General features: G+C 72.4%; 15 protein-coding genes. 6 read left to right on the forward strand and 9 right to left on the reverse strand.

Features of this window, described 5'->3' with window-relative positions:
* Nucleotides 1–4 precede the first annotated feature (4 nt).
* Nucleotides 5–730: a 3-oxoacyl-ACP reductase FabG gene (gene fabG / locus B4E97_RS03520; RefSeq protein ID WP_286958719.1), complete on the reverse strand. Its 726-nt coding sequence runs from the start codon at nt 728–730 to the stop codon at nt 5–7.
* A 120-nt stretch (nt 731–850) separates the two neighbouring features.
* Between fabG and B4E97_RS03525 the strand changes: the two genes are divergently transcribed.
* Nucleotides 851–1282 (forward strand): DUF3099 domain-containing protein, encoded by a 432-nt coding sequence (locus tag B4E97_RS03525; RefSeq protein ID WP_084412305.1) that lies wholly within the window; start codon nt 851–853, stop codon nt 1280–1282.
* Complete coding sequence (locus tag B4E97_RS03530) at nt 1279–1479, forward strand: hypothetical protein (RefSeq protein ID WP_029210071.1); 201 nt, start codon at nt 1279–1281, stop codon at nt 1477–1479. Before B4E97_RS03525 ends, B4E97_RS03530 begins: the two co-directional genes overlap by 4 nt.
* 43 nt (nt 1480–1522) lie before the next feature.
* Here the strand turns inward: B4E97_RS03530 and moaA are convergent, their stop codons facing one another.
* Entirely contained in the window at nt 1523–2560 is a 1038-nt protein-coding gene (moaA, locus tag B4E97_RS03535) for a GTP 3',8-cyclase MoaA (RefSeq protein WP_051273946.1), read from the reverse strand.
* Between the two features lie 56 nt (nt 2561–2616).
* Here moaA and B4E97_RS03540 point away from each other — a divergent pair, with 56 nt between their 5' ends.
* Both B4E97_RS03540 and B4E97_RS03545 read left to right on the forward strand, forming a co-directional pair.
* On the forward strand, nt 2617–3546 hold the full coding sequence (locus tag B4E97_RS03540) for an SURF1 family protein (protein WP_286958720.1): 930 nt from the start codon (nt 2617–2619) through the stop codon (nt 3544–3546).
* Nucleotides 3543–4376: a class I SAM-dependent methyltransferase gene (locus B4E97_RS03545; protein WP_286958721.1), complete on the forward strand. Its 834-nt coding sequence runs from the start codon at nt 3543–3545 to the stop codon at nt 4374–4376. Before B4E97_RS03540 ends, B4E97_RS03545 begins: the two co-directional genes overlap by 4 nt.
* Before the next feature lie 31 nt (nt 4377–4407).
* Here B4E97_RS03545 and B4E97_RS03550 read toward each other — a convergent pair whose 3' ends face one another.
* The 6 genes from B4E97_RS03550 to B4E97_RS03575 all read right to left on the reverse strand — a co-directional run bounded on the left by B4E97_RS03550 (nt 4408) and on the right by B4E97_RS03575 (nt 11655).
* A complete protein-coding gene (locus B4E97_RS03550; protein WP_286955565.1) occupies nt 4408–6276 on the reverse strand; it encodes an ABC transporter ATP-binding protein in 1869 nt (622 codons plus the stop codon).
* Nucleotides 6277–6390: 114 nt separating this feature from the next.
* Nucleotides 6391–7170 carry an enoyl-CoA hydratase/isomerase family protein gene (locus B4E97_RS03555; protein WP_286955564.1) on the reverse strand — a complete coding sequence of 260 codons (780 nt, stop codon included), beginning with the start codon at nt 7168–7170 and terminating at the stop codon, nt 6391–6393.
* A 57-nt stretch (nt 7171–7227) separates the two neighbouring features.
* Nucleotides 7228–7512, reverse strand: a complete 285-nt coding sequence (locus B4E97_RS03560; protein ID WP_286958722.1) for a hypothetical protein — start codon at nt 7510–7512, stop codon at nt 7228–7230.
* 34 nt (nt 7513–7546) lie between these two features.
* Nucleotides 7547–8812 carry a DUF480 domain-containing protein gene (locus tag B4E97_RS03565; protein ID WP_286958723.1) on the reverse strand — a complete coding sequence of 422 codons (1266 nt, stop codon included), beginning with the start codon at nt 8810–8812 and terminating at the stop codon, nt 7547–7549.
* Nucleotides 8809–9987: an NYN domain-containing protein gene (locus B4E97_RS03570; RefSeq protein WP_286958724.1), complete on the reverse strand. Its 1179-nt coding sequence runs from the start codon at nt 9985–9987 to the stop codon at nt 8809–8811. Before B4E97_RS03570 ends, B4E97_RS03565 begins: the two co-directional genes overlap by 4 nt.
* Before the next feature lie 69 nt (nt 9988–10056).
* Nucleotides 10057–11655, reverse strand: coding sequence for an ABC-F family ATP-binding cassette domain-containing protein (locus B4E97_RS03575; RefSeq protein WP_286955560.1), 1599 nt, complete (start codon nt 11653–11655; stop codon nt 10057–10059).
* 175 nt (nt 11656–11830) lie between these two features.
* On the opposite strand from B4E97_RS03575, the gene ypfJ reads away from it, so the two are divergent.
* Entirely contained in the window at nt 11831–12757 is a 927-nt protein-coding gene (gene ypfJ / locus B4E97_RS03580; protein WP_029210061.1) for a KPN_02809 family neutral zinc metallopeptidase, read from the forward strand.
* An 11-nt stretch (nt 12758–12768) separates the two neighbouring features.
* Here the strand turns inward: ypfJ and B4E97_RS03585 are convergent, their stop codons facing one another.
* A complete protein-coding gene (locus B4E97_RS03585) occupies nt 12769–14475 on the reverse strand; it encodes an alpha-glucosidase (RefSeq protein ID WP_286958725.1) in 1707 nt (568 codons plus the stop codon).
* A gap of 36 nt (nt 14476–14511) precedes the next feature.
* Between B4E97_RS03585 and B4E97_RS03590 the strand changes: the two genes are divergently transcribed.
* Complete coding sequence (locus B4E97_RS03590) at nt 14512–15129, forward strand: HAD family hydrolase (protein ID WP_019284814.1); 618 nt, start codon at nt 14512–14514, stop codon at nt 15127–15129.
* Nucleotides 15130–15138 lie beyond the last annotated feature (9 nt).

The raw sequence follows: 15138 nt of genomic DNA on the forward strand, positions 1-15138 counted from the left end.
GTGGTCAGTGGCCCATGCCCAGGCCACCGTCGACCGGGATCACGGCGCCGGAGATGTAGGACGCGCCGGGCGAGGCGAGGAAGGTGACGACGGAGGCGATCTCGTCGGTGGAGCCGAGGCGGCCGGCGGGGATGGCCTTCTTGTAGCCGGCGACGGTGTCCTCAGGCAGGACCGCGGTCATGTCGGTCTCGACGAAGCCGGGGGCGACGACGTTGGCGGTGATGCCGCGGCCGCCGAGCTCACGGGTGATGGAGCGCGCCAGGCCGACGAGGCCGGACTTGGAGGCGGCGTAGTTGGACTGGCCCGGGCTGCCGTAGAGCCCCACGACGCTGGAGACGAAGATCAGGCGCCCGCGGCGCAGCCGGATCATGCCCTTGGAGGCGCGGCGGGCGCAGCGGAAGGCGCCGGCGAGGTTGGTGTCGATGACCTGGTCGAAGTCCTCGTCCGACATGCGCATCAGCAGCGTGTCCTTGGTGACGCCGGCGTTGGCGACGACCACCTCGATCGGCCCGCCCAGCAGCTCCTCGGCCGCCGTGAACGCCGCGTCCACGGACTCGGTGCTCGTCACGTCGCCCTGGACGGCCTGCAGACCCTCGGGCGCCTCGCCGGACCGGCTCGTGACGACGACCTTGTCCCCCTGGGCCGCGAAGGCCCGCGCGATCGCGAGGCCGATGCCGCGGTTGCCTCCGGTGACGAGGACGGTGCGTGGCTCGGGACGGTCGGTGGTCATGGTGCTCCTCACCAGTGGGGCCTGCGGGTTCCCGCCGACGCTAGCGGACTACCCCGCGGTAGCGCTCATCGAACGCTGCTCATCGGCCGGAGGCTCGGCGAACGAGCGTAGGCTTGGTCGGTGGCCAGCTCATCCCCCTCTCACCCGACGGTGCACACCGTCACGTCGGTGCAGAAGTCCCTCGCGCAGGACCGGGCCGAGCGCACCCGCCGCTACCTGATCTCGATGTCGATCCGCACCGTCTGCTTCGTGCTGTTCGTGGTGGTCGACCACCCGATGCGGTGGGTGTTCGTGATCGGGGCGGTGTTCCTGCCCTACATCGCGGTCGTCCTGGCCAACGCCGTCGACCGCAGCGGCGAGGGCCAGCTGGAGGCCGTGGACCACCAGCAGCGGATGCTGCCGCCGGGCACCTGGTCGGAGGGCGCGATCGAGGGCTCGGTCGAGGGCGCTGACAAGGGCTCTGACAAGGGCTCGGCAGAGGGCGGATCGGCACGCCCGGCAGAGGGCCAGTCGGACGAGCGCCGCGACCGGTCGCAGGACGGTGCCGTATGACGGGTGACCGCTGCTCGGCCAAGGGATGCAGGGCCGACGGGACCTGGCAGCTGCGCTGGAACAACCCGTCGCTGCACGCCCCGGACCGCCGCAAGGTGTGGCTGGCCTGCGACGAGCACAAGGTGTCGCTGTCGGAGTTCCTGTCGATGCGGGGCTTCCTGCGCGAGGTCGAGCCGCACGAGCCGCTCGGGAACTGACCAGTCGGCGGGGTGGGAACTGACCGGTCGGCGGGGTGGGGGTTCAGCCGCCGATGGCGGACATGGGCCGGTCGGGCTGCTCGAAGTCGGGGTCGCCGATGCCGTGGCCGCGCCGCTTGACCCGCATCTCCCCCGTGATCAGCGCCGCGAGGTCGTCGTCGGAGGCGCCGTCGCGCATCGGGCCGCGCAGGTCGGTCTCGGTGCGGGAGAACAGGCAGTTGCGGACCTGACCGTCGGCGGTGAGCCGGGTGCGGTCGCAGTCGCCGCAGAACGGCCGCGTGACGCTGGCGATGATCCCGACGGTGGCCTGCTGCCCCTCGAGGTCCTCGTAGCCGACCACGTCGTAGAGCTCGGCCGGGGCGCTCCCCCGCGCCGTCTCCGGGCGGGCCCGCAGCTCGAACCGCTCCGACAACCGCGCGATCAGTTCCTCCGCGGTCACCATCTGCGCCCGTTCCCAGCCGTGCTGGGCGTCCAGGGGCATCTGCTCGATGAACCGCAGCCCGTAGCCCCGGTCCAGGCACCAGCCCAGCACGTCGGCGACGCCCTCGTCGTTGATGCCCCGCATGGCGACGGCGTTGACCTTGACGGGGGTCAGCCCCGCCGCGGCAGCGGCCGTCATACCGCCCTCGACGTCGGCCAGCCGGTCGCGGCGGGTGAGGTCGCGAAAGACCTGCTCGTCGATCGTGTCGAGGCTGACGTTGACGCGGTCCAGGCCGGCCTCCGCGAGGTCCGCGGCGACGCGGGCGAGGCCGACCCCGTTGGTGGTCATGGCGATCTGGGGGCGCGGCTCGAGGGCTGCGATGCGGCGCACCACGTCCACGATCGACCGGCGCAGCAGCGGCTCTCCCCCGGTCAGCCGGACCTTGGTGACCCCCAGCTCGACGAAGACGCGCACCAGTCGGACCAGCTCGTCGTCCGTCAGCATCTCGGGCTTGGGCATCCACGGCAGGCCCTCGGCGGGCATGCAGTAGGTGCAGCGAAGGTTGCACCGGTCGGTGACCGAGACCCGCAGATCCTGTGCGACGCGGCCGAATCCGTCGGCGAGCGCCGGGCGCACGCGGGGATCCGGCAGAGTCGTCATAGGCTCCACAGTAGGCGTCCGACGTGCCGCCACGGAATTACCACGGGAAGTATTCAGTGATCCAGACCCTCCGCAAGCCCCGGTGGCTCAAGGCCCTGGCCGGAGCCTTCGTCTTCATGCTCGCCTGCATCTGGCTCGGGCAGTGGCAGCTCGGGCGCTACGAGCACAAGCAGGCGACGGTCGCGGCGATCGACCGCAACTACGCGGCGGACCCGGTGCCGCTGCGGACCATCCTCCCGACGCCCACCAGCGGCGTCACCGAGGACACCCTGTGGCGGTCGGTGACGATGACCGGCACGTATGACGGCGCGGCCCCCCTCCTCGTGCGGAACCGTCCCCGCGCCGGGGACCGCGGCTACGAGGTCGTCTGGCCGTTGCGGCTGCCGGACGGGTCGACGCTGCTCGTGGACCGCGGCTGGCTCTCGGCCGGCAGCGGCGCGGCGGCGGACCTGCCGACGATCCCGCCGGCGCCCAAGGGTCAGGTCGCCGTGACCGGGTGGTTGCGGTGGGGCGAGCAGGACCTCGACAAGTCCCCGGCCAAGGGGCAGCTCGCGTCCATCAACTACACGGTGGCGCAGCGCGAGATCGGCGGGACGGTCAACCACGCCTACCTGGTGCTCGGGTCCGAGGGCTCGGTCAAGGCGGGCGACCCCTCGACCGGGCTCGCCGCGCCCAACGGCCCGGACCGCGACGAGGGCTGGAACAACGTCTCCTACTTCGGCCAGTGGTGGCTCTTCGGCCTCGTGGCGATCGGGATGGTCCTGTATGCCGCCCGCCGCGAGCACCTGGAGGAGCAGGCAGCGCGCGGCACCGGGGCAGACGGTGGGACCGACGGCGGGACCGGCGACAGGACGGGGAAGGTCGACGCGGTCGATGACGCGGTCGTGACGTCAGGATCGTCCCAGGTCAACCGGTCCGGACGCGCGCGGCAGACGAGGCCGCCGAAGCCCAAGAAGGTCCGGATCTGGGACGAGGAGGACGAATGAACGACGGGCGCGCGGCTGCTGACGAGCCTGGTGCCGAGCCTGCTGTCGATGGTGCCGACGGCAACGACGGCTCTGCCGCCGAGGCGAGGGCGCACCGGGAGCGGCTGGGGGCGACCTTTGCCGAGGGCGGGGCGCGCTATGCCTCGCTGCGGCCGGCGTATCCCCGCGAGGCGGTGGCCTGGGGCGTGGGGACGACCCCGTGCGACGTCGTCGACGTGAGCGCCGGCACCGGCAAGCTGACCGAGGTCATGCTCGGGCTCGGGCACCACGTGGTGGCCGTCGACCCCAGCGAGGACATGCTGGGGCCGCTGCGGGTGGCATACGGGCAGGTCGAGGCCAGGGTGGGCACGGGAGAGGCGACCGGTCTGCCGGACGCGTGCGCCGACGTGGTCACGTATGCCGCGGCGTGGCACTGGGTGGATCCGGAGGCGGCGTCGCGCGAGGCCGCGCGCCTGCTGCGACCCGGTGGACGGCTGATGCTCGTGTGGAACGTCATGGACCTGCGGGTGCCCTGGGTGGCGGGGCTCAACCAGACGATGCACTCGATGGAGGGCGGCTACGAGCCGCGGTCGGAGTCGGCGGCGCTCGTATCACGTGCGGCCTTCGGCGAGGGTGAGCACCACGACCATCCCTGGGGCTTCGAGACGACGGCGCGCGGCCTGGCCGGGCAGGTCACGACGCGGTCGTACTACCTGGCGCTGGACGCCGACCGCCGCGCGGAGCTGGCGAGGCGCGTGGCGGAGTACGTCGAGGCGCACTGCGGCGGGCTCGACGAGCGGCCGGTCACGGTGCCGCACGTGTGCGACGTCTACCGCTTCCCGCGCCTCTGACCGGACGCCGTCGCGATCGGTGCCGGCGGCGTCAGTCGGTGAACTGGGTGCGATAGAGCTCGGCGTAGAGCCCACCGCGCGCGAGGAGCTCGGCGTGGGTGCCCTGCTGGACGATGCGGCCGCCGTCGACGACGAGGATCAGGTCGGCGCCGCGCACGGTCGAGAGGCGGTGCGCGATGACCATGGCGGTGCGGCCGTGCAGCGCGCTGTCGAGGGCTCGCTGCACGGCGGCCTCGGACTCGCTGTCCAGGTGGGCGGTGGCCTCGTCCAGGATCACGAGGCCGGGGCCCTTGAGCAGCAGGCGGGCGATGGCGAGGCGCTGCTTCTCCCCACCGGAGAGGCGGTGGCCGCGGTCGCCGACCACCGTGTCCAGACCCTCCGGCAGGGACTCCACCAGCGAGGCGACCTGGGCCGCCCGCAGGGCGCGCCATACGTCGTCGTCGGTCACGCCGGGGCGGGCGTAGTCGAGGTTGGCGCGGATGGTGTCGTGGAAGAGGTGGGCCTCCTGGGTGACCATGCCGACGACGTCGTGCAGGGAGTCGAAGGACGCCTCGCGCAGGTCGATGCCCCCGATCCGCACGGTGCCCGTCGTGGGGTCGTAGAGACGGGCGACCAGCGACGTGATCGTCGTCTTGCCGGCGCCGCTGGGCCCGACGAGGGCGACCAGCTGGCCGGGCTCGACCCGGAACGAGACGCCTTGCAGGACAGGCCCGCCCGAGGCCCGGTCGCCCGTCGCGCCGCCCTGCTCGAGCGACTCCAGGGAGATCTCGTCGGCCGAGGGGTAGCGGAAGACGACGTCGTCGAGCTCCACCGACACCGCCTCGTCGGGGATGGCCCGCGGGTGCTCGACCTCGCGCACGAGGGGCTGCAGGTCGAGGACCTCGAAGACGCGCTCGAAGCTGACCAGGGCGGTCATGACGTCGACGCGGACGTTGGACAGCTGGGTGAGGGGGCCGTAGAGCCGGCTCAGCAGCGCCGCGAGGGCGAGCAGGGCGCCCACGGACAGCGAGCCGTCGATGGCCATGAGCCCGCCGATGCCGTAGACGACGGCCGTGGCCAGGGCCGCGACGAAGGTCAGCCCGGTGAAGAAGAACGTGCGGTTGAGCGCGATGCGGATGCCGATGTCGCGGACCTGGGCGGCGCGGTCGGCATACTGCTGCGACTCGTCCCGCGGGCGGCCGAACAGCTTGACCAGCAGGGCCCCGGCGACGTTGAACCGCTCGGTCATGCGTGTGCCCAGCTCGGCGTTGAGCCCCATCGACTCGTGCTGCAGCCCGGCCAGCCGGCGCCCCATCACCCGCGCGGGCAGCATGAAGACCGGGAGCAGGGCGAGGGCGGCGAGGGTGAGGACCCAGGACTTCGAGGCCATGGCGGCGACGATGAAGACGACCGACACGAGGTTGCTCACGGTCGTCGACAGGATCGAGGTGAACGCCGACTGCGCGCCGATGACGTCGGAGTTGAGCCGGGTGACGAGGGCGCCGGTCTGGGCGCGGGTGAAGAACGCGATCGGCTGGTCCAGGACGTGCCCGAACACCTGGGTGCGCAGGTCGTAGATGAGGCCCTCGCCGATGCGGGCCGAGAACCACCGCTGCACCAGGGCCAGCGCGGCGTCGACGAGGGCGAGGCCGGCGAGGACGATCGCGATGGTGATCACGACCGAGCGGTTGCCCGGGATGACGCCGTCGTCGACGACCTTGCCGAGCAGCAACGGGGTCGCGACCACGAGGGCCGCGTCGATGAGGATGAGGACGAGGAAGACAGCGATCTGGCCGCGGTAGCGGTCGGCGTAGCCGAGGACGCGACGGGCGGTGCCGGGCGCGAGGCGGCGGTCCTTGACCGAGGAGTCCTTGGTGAGGGACCGCATCATCTGCCAGTTGCCCATGCCGGGTCCGCTCATGCGCCGGTCCTCTCGTGTCGGTGGTCGGTCAGGCCGGCGCCCGCCGGTCAGGTCTGGCTGCGGCCAGGTCCCCCTTGCTCGCAGCAATCGTCACAGCAGTCGTACCAGGTGTCCTCACTCCTGCCCCTGCGCCAGGGCCCCGAGCCGCCGGACCTGCGCCTCGCGCTCGTGCCGCAGCTGGTCCTGCGCCGATCCCTCGGTCGCGGACCGCAGCAGGGGCTTGAGCTCGCGCAGGGCGCCGGCCGGGGCCTCGAGCAGGGCCTGGACGAGGTCGTCGGTGGTGGCGTCGAGCTCGGCGCGCGGCACGGCCACGGTGGCCAGGCCGATCGCGGTCGCCTCGGCCGCCCCCACGAACCGCCCGGTGGCGCAGATCTCCAGCGCCCGAGCGTAGCCGACGCAGGCCACCAGCGGTCGCGTGCCCGCGAGGTCCGGCACCAGGCCGAGGCTCGTCTCCCGCATGGCCAGCTGGGCGTCGTCGGCGAGCACCCGCAGGTCGGCGGCCAGGGCCAGCTGGAACCCCGCCCCGATGGCGTGCCCCTGCACCGCTGCGACGACGACCTGCGGCATCTCCTGCCACACCCGGAACGCCCGCTGGAAGCCCGCGATCATCTCCGCCGTGTCGGCGGGAGCGCTCGTGGCGGTGGCCACGAGGTGCGGCTCGCCCGGCATACCGGCCGGGGAGAGCATGCCCCGGTGCAGCCCCGCGGAGAAGCTGGTGCCCTCGGCCCGCAGCACGACGACCCGTATGTCGTCGCCCACCGCCTCCCCCGCCGCCGCCAGGGCGCGCCACAGGGACGGTGTCTGCGCGTTGCGCTCCTCGGCGTTGGCCAGGGTGACGGTGAGGACCTGCCGGCTGTCGTCGACGGTGACGCGTAGGTGCGGGTGATCAGTCATGCCCAGACCCTAGCGCTGGCACCTGGCCACCTCGGTGGGATCTCAGCCGGCCGTCGGTCACTCGACGACGATCACGTCGACCTGCGAGCCGACGGCCCGGGCCACCCGTCGGTCGGCCGTCACCAGCGGGGCGGCCGCCGCCCCCGCCGCAACGACGACGAACGCCGCGGCGTACGGGGTCACGTCGTGACGGACCTGCCACACGGCCGAAGCCAGGGGCGGCAGGTCGACGTAGGTGATGGGGAGGGCACGCAGCCGATCGACGGCCGCGCCGGCTCGGGCCGCGGGCAGCTGGCCACTCGCCGACCATCCGCGCACGACGGACAGGAGCTCGATCGCCATTGATGCCCATCGGCTGGGCCAGAGGGTCAGAGGGTCAGGTGCGGCGGGCGAGGACGTAGAGGCGGTCGGTGCCGACCTCCACGTCGGCCAGCGGGCCTCGCACATAGCGCTCCTCGACGCGCAGCCCGGCGGCCTGCACCGCCGCGAGGACACGGCCCGGGTCGTGGAGCGCGAAGTCCAGGTCGACCGGGTGGCCCCACCACTCGTCGTGGTGGCGCACCTCGACGCCCACGTGGGTCGCGAGGGCGAGCAGCCCGCCGGGACGCAGGGTCCGGGCCAGGCCGCCGAGGGCGTCCGGCAGCTCGGAGGGCGCGAGGTGGACGAGGGAGTACCACGCCACGACGGCGGCCCAGCCGTCGGCGGCCGGCGGGCGCAGGACGCGCCTGAGGTCGCCGACGTCGAAGGTCAGGTCGGGGTGCGCGTCCCGGGCCAGCTCGACCATGCGCGGCGAGACGTCCAGCCCGTGGGCCTGCGCGCCGGCCACGGCGAGGGCCGCGGTGACGTGCCCCGGGCCGCAGCCGACGTCGAGCACCGGTCCGCCGTCGGCCTCCTCGCCGATGCGCGCCAGCAGCCAGCGGTCGAACGGCTTGTGGGCGAGCTCGTCGGAGAGCTCGCGCGCGTAGTCCTCCGCGACGTCATCGTAGGCGGCGAGCACGCGTGCGTCCCGCGCCTCGCGGCCGTCCCGCAGGACCACCTCCAGGTCGACCGCGGCCTGGGCCGGGCCCGCGGTCCCGCGACCGCTCCCCCGTATGGCGTCGTCCCCGGGCGAGCTCGGGGGCGTGGCTACAGCGGTGGGGGCCGGGCCCAGCAGGTGCGTCCACCGCGGGTCGTGCTGCCCCGGCCGACGCTCCAGCTGGGCGACGAGCGGCTCGGGCCGGCGGGACAGTCGCGCGAGGCACTCCTCCACCTCCGTGCGGTCGGCGAAGGGGTGCAGGCGCTCGGTGCGGGTCCGCAGCTCGCCCGCCGCCTGCGGCCCGCGCAGCAGCAGGACCGTGACGAGGGCGCGCTCGTCCGGGGCGAGCCCGTGCACCTCGCTCAGCAGCTCGTGGTGCTTCAGGGTGCGGGAGCCCTTGCCGGCCCAGACGACCCGCACCAGCCCGCGGCCCTTGAGCTCGCGGATCCGCTCCTCGAGGGTCGGGTCGTCGTAGTCGGTCACGGGGTCGCGGCTGCTCGACTGGTTGCAGGCGCCGCGCAGCGCGTTGAGGGTCAGCGGGTAGCCGGCGGGGACGGTGACCTGCTTCTCGAGCAGGCTGCCGAGGATGCGCTGGTCCAGGGCGTCGAGGGTGGGCAGCTCGGTCATGAGGTCGTCCTCCCGACCAGCTCCTCGGCGACGTCCCAGAAGCGGTGCCTCAGGGTGAGCCGGTCGGACTCGATGATCTCGTAGACGCCGAGCCGGGCGGACAGGTCCATGAGCAGCGCCCGGTCGACGTCGGAGGGGATGGTCGGCCGCCCCGCGAACAACGCCTGGTGCTGGGCCTCGGTGGCGGAGGCGCGCCAGGTGCGGATGACGCTGCGGCATACCTCCTCGATCTGCTCCGGGGTCGCCTCCAGGGGCGCGGGGAGGTGCGGCTCGGAGGACCGCCCCGTGGTCGAGGAGTAGACGAGGGACGAGCGGGCCACGTCGGGGGACGCCGCTCGCGAAGGCGTCGGGGACGTGGGGGACGTCGGAGACGTCGAAGACATCGGAGAGGCCGTGGACGTCGAGGAGCTCGAGGACGTGGAGGTGTGGCTCGGAGCTGTCCCGCCGGCGGGCCGGGGGCGCGCGGCGAGGTCGGCCGGCGAGGGGCAGGGGGCCTCCGTCGCGGCGGCGACCTGGTCGGGGACGTGACCAGGGCCGGGGATCGGGCCGGGGGTCGGATCATGGATCGGATCAAGGATCGGATCAAGGACCGGCCCCGCGGCCGCCGGTCGGGGCTCGAACGGCGGGGCCCGATGGACGGTGTCGTCGATCGCGGCGGTGTCCACGAGGATCAGGCCGTCGGCCTCGCGCTGCAGGTGCCGGGCCACCGCGTGCGGGCGACCCTCCGCGTCCGGCACCCCGACGAGGATGACCTGCACCCCGTGCCCCTGGGCCTCCTCGACGGCCTCGGTCAGGTCGTCGTCACCGCAGAGGAGATACATCACGTCGACGATCCGGTTGCGGGCGTGCGTCACCAGGTCCAGGCCGAGGCGCAGGTCGACGCCCTTCTGCTCTCCCGCCGGCGACAGCCGCCCGAGCCGCAGCTTGACCCGCGGCAGCATGCCGATGGCGAGCTGCGACGAGCTGGGGGCGCCGTTGACGTTCCCGCCGGAGTCGTACCAGTTGACGCGCAGGAGCGGGAGCCCGCTGTCGTCCTCGACCTGCGCCAGCAACCGCTCGATGAGCGCCTGGTGGTCGACGCGGACGCCTCCCCGCAGCGAGGTGCCGGTGACGCGCGTCGCGCTGGAGGAGAGCAGGTAGCCGGCGTCGACATACAGGGCGCAGTAGGAACGCATGTCCCCGATGGTCGCAGGCCCGGCGGTCGACCGCACGGACCGGGCCGACGCGCGCGAGCCGCCCTCGGCTCAGGCGAGGGAGATGAGCTCGAGGTACTCCGGGCCCCAGAGGTCCTCGACGCCGTCGGGCAGGACGAGCACCCGCTCGGGCTCGAGCGCCTCGACAGCGCCCTCGTCGTGGGACACGAGCACCACGGCTCCGGTGAACGTCCGCAGGGCCCCGAGGATCTCCTCGCGGGAGGCCGGGTCGAGGTTGTTGGTGGGCTCGTCGAGGAGCAGGACGTTGGCGCTGGACACGACGAGGAGGGCCAGGGACAGGCGGGTCTTCTCGCCACCGGACAGGACGCCCGCGGGCTTGTCGACGTCCTCGCCGCTGAACAGGAAGGACCCGAGGACCTTGCGGACGTCGGTCTCGCCGAGGTCGGGGGCGGCGGACTTCATGTTCTCCAGGACGGTGCGGGAGGTGTCGAGGTTCTCGTGCTCCTGGGCGTAGTAGCCGATCTTGAGGCCGTGCCCGGGCAGGATCTCCCCCGTGTCCGCCTCGTCGACCCCCGCGAGCATGCGCAGCAGGGTGGTCTTGCCGGCGCCGTTGAGGCCGAGGACGACGACCTTGGACCCGCGGTCGATGGCCAGGTCGACGTCGGTGAACACCTCGAGCGAGCCGTAGCTGCGGGACAGGCCCCGGGCCATCAGCGGCGTCTTGCCGCAGGGCGAGGGGTCGGGGAAGCGCAGGTGAGCGACCTTGTCCTGCTGCCGCTCCCCCTCCAGGCCGCTCAGCATCCGCTCCGCGCGGCGGGCCATGTTGTGGGCGGCGGTCGCCTTGGTCGCCTTGGCGCCCATCTTGGCGGCCTGGGTCAGGAGGGTCGAGGCCTTCTTCTCGACGTTGGCGCGCTCGCGCTTGCGGCGCTTCTCGTCGGTCTCGCGCTGGGCGAGGTAGGCCTTCCAGCCGAGGGAGTACTGGTCGATCGCGGCGCGGTTGGCGTCGAGGTGGAACACCTTGTTGACCACCTGGTCGAGCAGGTCGACGTCGTGACTGATCACGATAAGCCCACCCTTGTAACCCTTGAGGTAGTCGCGCAGCCAGATGATCGAGTCGGCGTCGAGGTGGTTGGTCGGCTCGTCGAGCAGCAGGGTCTCGTTGCCGGAGAACAGGATCCGCGACAGCTCCACGCGGCGGCGCTGGCCACCGGACAGGGTCAACAGGGGCTGCCCGAGGATGCGCTGGTCCAGGCCGAGGGCCGACGCGATGGTGGCGGCCTCGGACTCCGCGGCATACCCACCCGCGGCCTCGAAGCGCGCCTGCAGCTTGGGATAGCGCTCCATCGCGGCCTCGTGCGTCTCGACGTCGGCGCTGGCCATCGCCCCCTCCGTCTCGCGGAGCTTGCGCACGAGCTCGTCGAGCCCCCGCGCGGAGAGGATGCGGTCGCGAGCCAGGACGGTGAGGTCGCCGGTGCGGGGGTCCTGCGGGAGGTAGCCCACCGTGCCGGAGCGGGTCACGGATCCGGCCGCCGGCTGCCCCTCCCCCGCCAGCACCTTGGTGAGCGTGGTCTTGCCGGCGCCGTTGCGACCGACCAGGCCGATCCGGTCCCCGGCACCCACGCGGAACGAGGCGCTCTCGATGAGGATGCGGGCACCGGCCCGCAGCTCGATGTCGGTCGCGGCGATCACGTGGCAGGGCCCCTCGGGATAGGTGGTGCGGTGGTGGGTATCAGGTCGGCGGTGAACCGCCCCCGAACGCCCCGTCTCCGCGGGGCAACCGGGTTAGTCTACGGGCAGGTTTCGGCCCGCCCCCAACGCGATCCCCCACGTCAGGGCGGCGGACGATCACGAGTCAGGAGCAAGGATGAGCTTCAACGAGGGATCCCAGCTCGACACCTCCGGCGTCGACTCGGGCAGCGGCGGCGGGGGCATGAGCCCGGGCGGCATGATCATCGGCGGTGGCGGTGGCCTCGGTCTGCTGGGTCTGATCGTCGTGCTGCTGCTCAACATGTGCGGCGGCGCCAACATCGATCCCGGCTCGATGGGTGCCCAGCCCGGCCCCCAGCAGACCCAGGCGTCCGGCAGCGACGACGCCTTCGCCAAGTGCAAGACCGGCGCCGACGCCAACAACGACGTGCAGTGCCGCGTCATCGGCACCAAGAACTCCGTCGAGGCGTACTGGAAGAAGGTCCTGCCCGAGCAGGCCGGCCGCAACTACACGACCGCCAACATGAGCCTCTACAACGGTCGCACCCAGTCGGCGTGCGGCACGGCGTCCAACCAGGTCGGGCCCTTCTACTGCCCGTCGGACCGCAAGGTCTACATCGACGCGTCCTTCTTCAACACGCTCACCCGCGACTTCGGCGCCGACAGCGGAGCCCTGGCCCAGGAGTACGTCGTCGCCCACGAGTACGGCCACCACATCCAGAACCAGCTCGGCCTGCTGCAGAAGGCCCAGCAGGACCCCCAGGGTCCGCAGTCCGGCGGCGTCCGCGTCGAGCTCATGGCCGACTGCCTCGCGGGGATGTGGGCCAAGGACGCCTCGACCGTGCCCGGTGCCAACGGTCAGCCCTTCCTGAAGCCGCTGACGCAGGACGACATCGACTCGGCCCTGTCCGCGGCCAAGTCGGTCGGTGACGACAACATCCAGTCCAAGATGGGCTCCGGCCAGGTCAACCCCGAGTCCTGGACGCACGGCTCGTCCGAGGCGCGCCAGCGCTGGTTCATGACCGGCTACACCAAGGGCAGCCTGCAGGCCTGCAACACCTTCGCGGTCGACCGGGTGGAGTGACCCGGGGAGCCTCAGCGCACCTCGCGGCGCAGGACGACTGACTCCCACCCCGCGAGGGTGGCGGACCCGTCGGGGTCACGCACGAGGGCCTCGGCGCTCGTGGCCAGCACCGGGTCCAGGTCCTCGAGGCCGCCCCACCCGTCGAGCAGCTCGGCCGGGACGCGCAGCGGCGCGCGCGTGAACGACGCCAGGACGAGCAGCTGCGCGCCGTCATACGACCGCGAGTAGGCCCACAGGTCAGGGTGATCCATGGCCAGCGGCTCGATCGACCCGTGCGCGACCAGGGGGTCGGCGTGGCGCAGGGCGATCAGGCGCTGGTAGTGCGCGAAGACCGAGGTGGGGTCGTCGACCTGCGCCGCCGCGTTGATCTCGGTGTAGCCGGGGTTGGCCTCGATCCACGGCGTGCCGGTCGTGAAGCCGGCGTGCGGCGAGTCGTCCCACTGCATCGGGGTGCGGGCGTTGTCGCGGCCCTTGTAGCGCAGCCCCTCGAGGAGCGCCTCGGGGTCGACGTGCCCATGCTGGGTCGCCTCGAAGTAGTTGAGCGACTCGATGTCGCGGAAGTCGGCGATGGTCGCGAAGGGGCTGTTGGTCATGCCCAGCTCCTCGCCCTGGTAGATGTACGGCGTGCCCCGGAGCAGGTGCAGGACGGTGGCCAGCGTCTTGGCGGACCGCTCCCGCCATACGGGATCGTCGTCCCCGAACCGGGAGACGGCGCGGGGCTGGTCGTGGTTGTCCCAGTAGAGCGAGTTCCAGCCGGTCTCGGCGAGGCCCACCTGCCAGCGCATGAGGGACTCGCGCAGCCGCGCCATGTCGAGCGGCTGCACGTCGAACTTGCCGCCCGGTCCACCGTCGAGGTCGACGTGCTCGAACTGGAAGACCATGTCGACCTCGGCGTTGGCGGGATCGGTGTAGGACCGGGCCTGCTCGACGGTCACCCCCGGCATCTCCCCCACCGTCAGGTAGGCGTCCGGGTGCGCGGCGAAGACCTCCCGGTTCATCTCCCGCAGGAACTCCTCCAGGCGGGGGCCGCACGCGACGAGCGGGAAGCCGTTGCCGAAGGGCTCGCCCGGCGCCTGCTCGCCGTCCGGCAGGCCGGGCACCTTGGAGATCAGGTTGATGACGTCCATCCGGAAGCCGTCGACGCCTCGGGCGAGCCACCACCGCATCATCGCGTAGACCGCCTCGCGGACCTGCGGGTTCTCCCAGTTGAGGTCCGGCTGCTTGCGGCTGAACAGGTGCAGGTAGTACTGACCCGTCGCCTCGTCCAGCTCCCAGGCCGACCCGGAGAAGAAGGACTCCCAGTTGTTGGGCTCGTCGCGCCAGACGTACCAGTCGCGCTTGTCCGACTGGCGGGACGCGCGGCTCTCGACGAACCAGGGGTGGTCGTCGCTCGTGTGGTTGACCACCAGGTCCATGAGCAGCCGTATGCCGCGCTCGTGGGCCGCCGCGATCAGCTCGTCCAGGTCCGCCAACGTCCCGAACACCGGGTCGACGTCCTGGTAGTCGCTGATGTCGTAGCCGTTGTCGTCCATGGGCGAGCGATAGACGGGGCTGAGCCACAGGACGTCGACGCCCAGGCGCTGCAGGTGGTCGAGCCGGCCGATGATGCCGCGCAGGTCGCCCACGCCGTCGCCGTCGCTGTCGGCGAAGCTGCGGGGATAGATCTGGTAGACCACGGCCGAGGCCCACCAGTCGCGGGGCAGGTCGGTCTGCAGCATGCGTCCTCCGTCGGTCGGGTGCGAGAGGATCAGGGTATGACGACCCGCACCGTCGGCTTCGACCTCGACCAGACCCTGGTGGACTCCACCGAACGCATCGTGGAGTCCTTCCGCTCGGCCTTCCGCACCATGCGGATCGCCGACGTCCAGCCCACCGCGTTCACACCGTGGTTCGGCTACCCCCTGGAGGAGATCCTGCAGCGCGTGGCCCCCGGCACCGACCCCGCCGAGTTCGTGCCGCTCTACCGGCGCGCGTACGACGAGGAGCGGCCGGGCGAGGCCGGGCCGATGCCCGGGGCGCGCGACGCCCTGGAATGGCTGCGCGACAACGGGTTCCGGACGGTGGTCGTGTCCGCCAAGCACCACCCCGTCGTCGACGTGGCGCTGGTCGACGCGGGCCTGCGCGACCTGGTGGACGCGTACTACGGCGACCACTTCGGGGAGCAGAAGGCCATCCCGTTGCGCGAGGAGGACGCGGCGTTCTACGTCGGCGACCACGTGGCCGACATGCACGCCGCGTCGCTCGCGGGGGTCCTGGGCATCGCCGTCGTGTCCGGGGCCCACGACACCCGAGCGCTGCGGGAGGCGGGAGCGGCGAGCGTCATACCGAGCCTCGCCGCCCTGCCCGCCACCATCGAGCGCCTGCTGGACTGACCCGCTGGC

This window comes from Arsenicicoccus sp. UBA7492 (genome assembly GCF_002479615.1).
Classification (GTDB): Bacteria; Actinomycetota; Actinomycetes; order Actinomycetales; family Dermatophilaceae; genus Arsenicicoccus; species Arsenicicoccus bolidensis.

Excerpts from the sequence above, each read along its gene's own strand:
- fabG (WP_286958719.1), bottom strand. The coding sequence starts at position 730 with ATGACCACCGACCGTCCCGAGCCACGCACCGTCCTCGTCACCGGAGGC.
- B4E97_RS03530 (WP_029210071.1), top strand. The coding sequence starts at position 1,279 with ATGACGGGTGACCGCTGCTCGGCCAAGGGATGCAGGGCCGACGGGACC.
- moaA (WP_051273946.1), bottom strand. The coding sequence starts at position 2,560 with ATGACGACTCTGCCGGATCCCCGCGTGCGCCCGGCGCTCGCCGACGGA.
- B4E97_RS03545 (WP_286958721.1), top strand. The coding sequence starts at position 3,543 with ATGAACGACGGGCGCGCGGCTGCTGACGAGCCTGGTGCCGAGCCTGCT.
- B4E97_RS03550 (WP_286955565.1), bottom strand. The coding sequence starts at position 6,276 with ATGAGCGGACCCGGCATGGGCAACTGGCAGATGATGCGGTCCCTCACC.
- B4E97_RS03555 (WP_286955564.1), bottom strand. The coding sequence starts at position 7,170 with ATGACTGATCACCCGCACCTACGCGTCACCGTCGACGACAGCCGGCAG.
- B4E97_RS03560 (WP_286958722.1), bottom strand. The coding sequence starts at position 7,512 with ATGGCGATCGAGCTCCTGTCCGTCGTGCGCGGATGGTCGGCGAGTGGC.
- B4E97_RS03565 (WP_286958723.1), bottom strand. The coding sequence starts at position 8,812 with ATGACCGAGCTGCCCACCCTCGACGCCCTGGACCAGCGCATCCTCGGC.
- B4E97_RS03570 (WP_286958724.1), bottom strand. The coding sequence starts at position 9,987 with ATGCGTTCCTACTGCGCCCTGTATGTCGACGCCGGCTACCTGCTCTCC.
- ypfJ (WP_029210061.1), top strand. The coding sequence starts at position 11,831 with ATGAGCTTCAACGAGGGATCCCAGCTCGACACCTCCGGCGTCGACTCG.
- B4E97_RS03585 (WP_286958725.1), bottom strand. The coding sequence starts at position 14,475 with ATGCTGCAGACCGACCTGCCCCGCGACTGGTGGGCCTCGGCCGTGGTC.
- B4E97_RS03590 (WP_019284814.1), top strand. The coding sequence starts at position 14,512 with ATGACGACCCGCACCGTCGGCTTCGACCTCGACCAGACCCTGGTGGAC.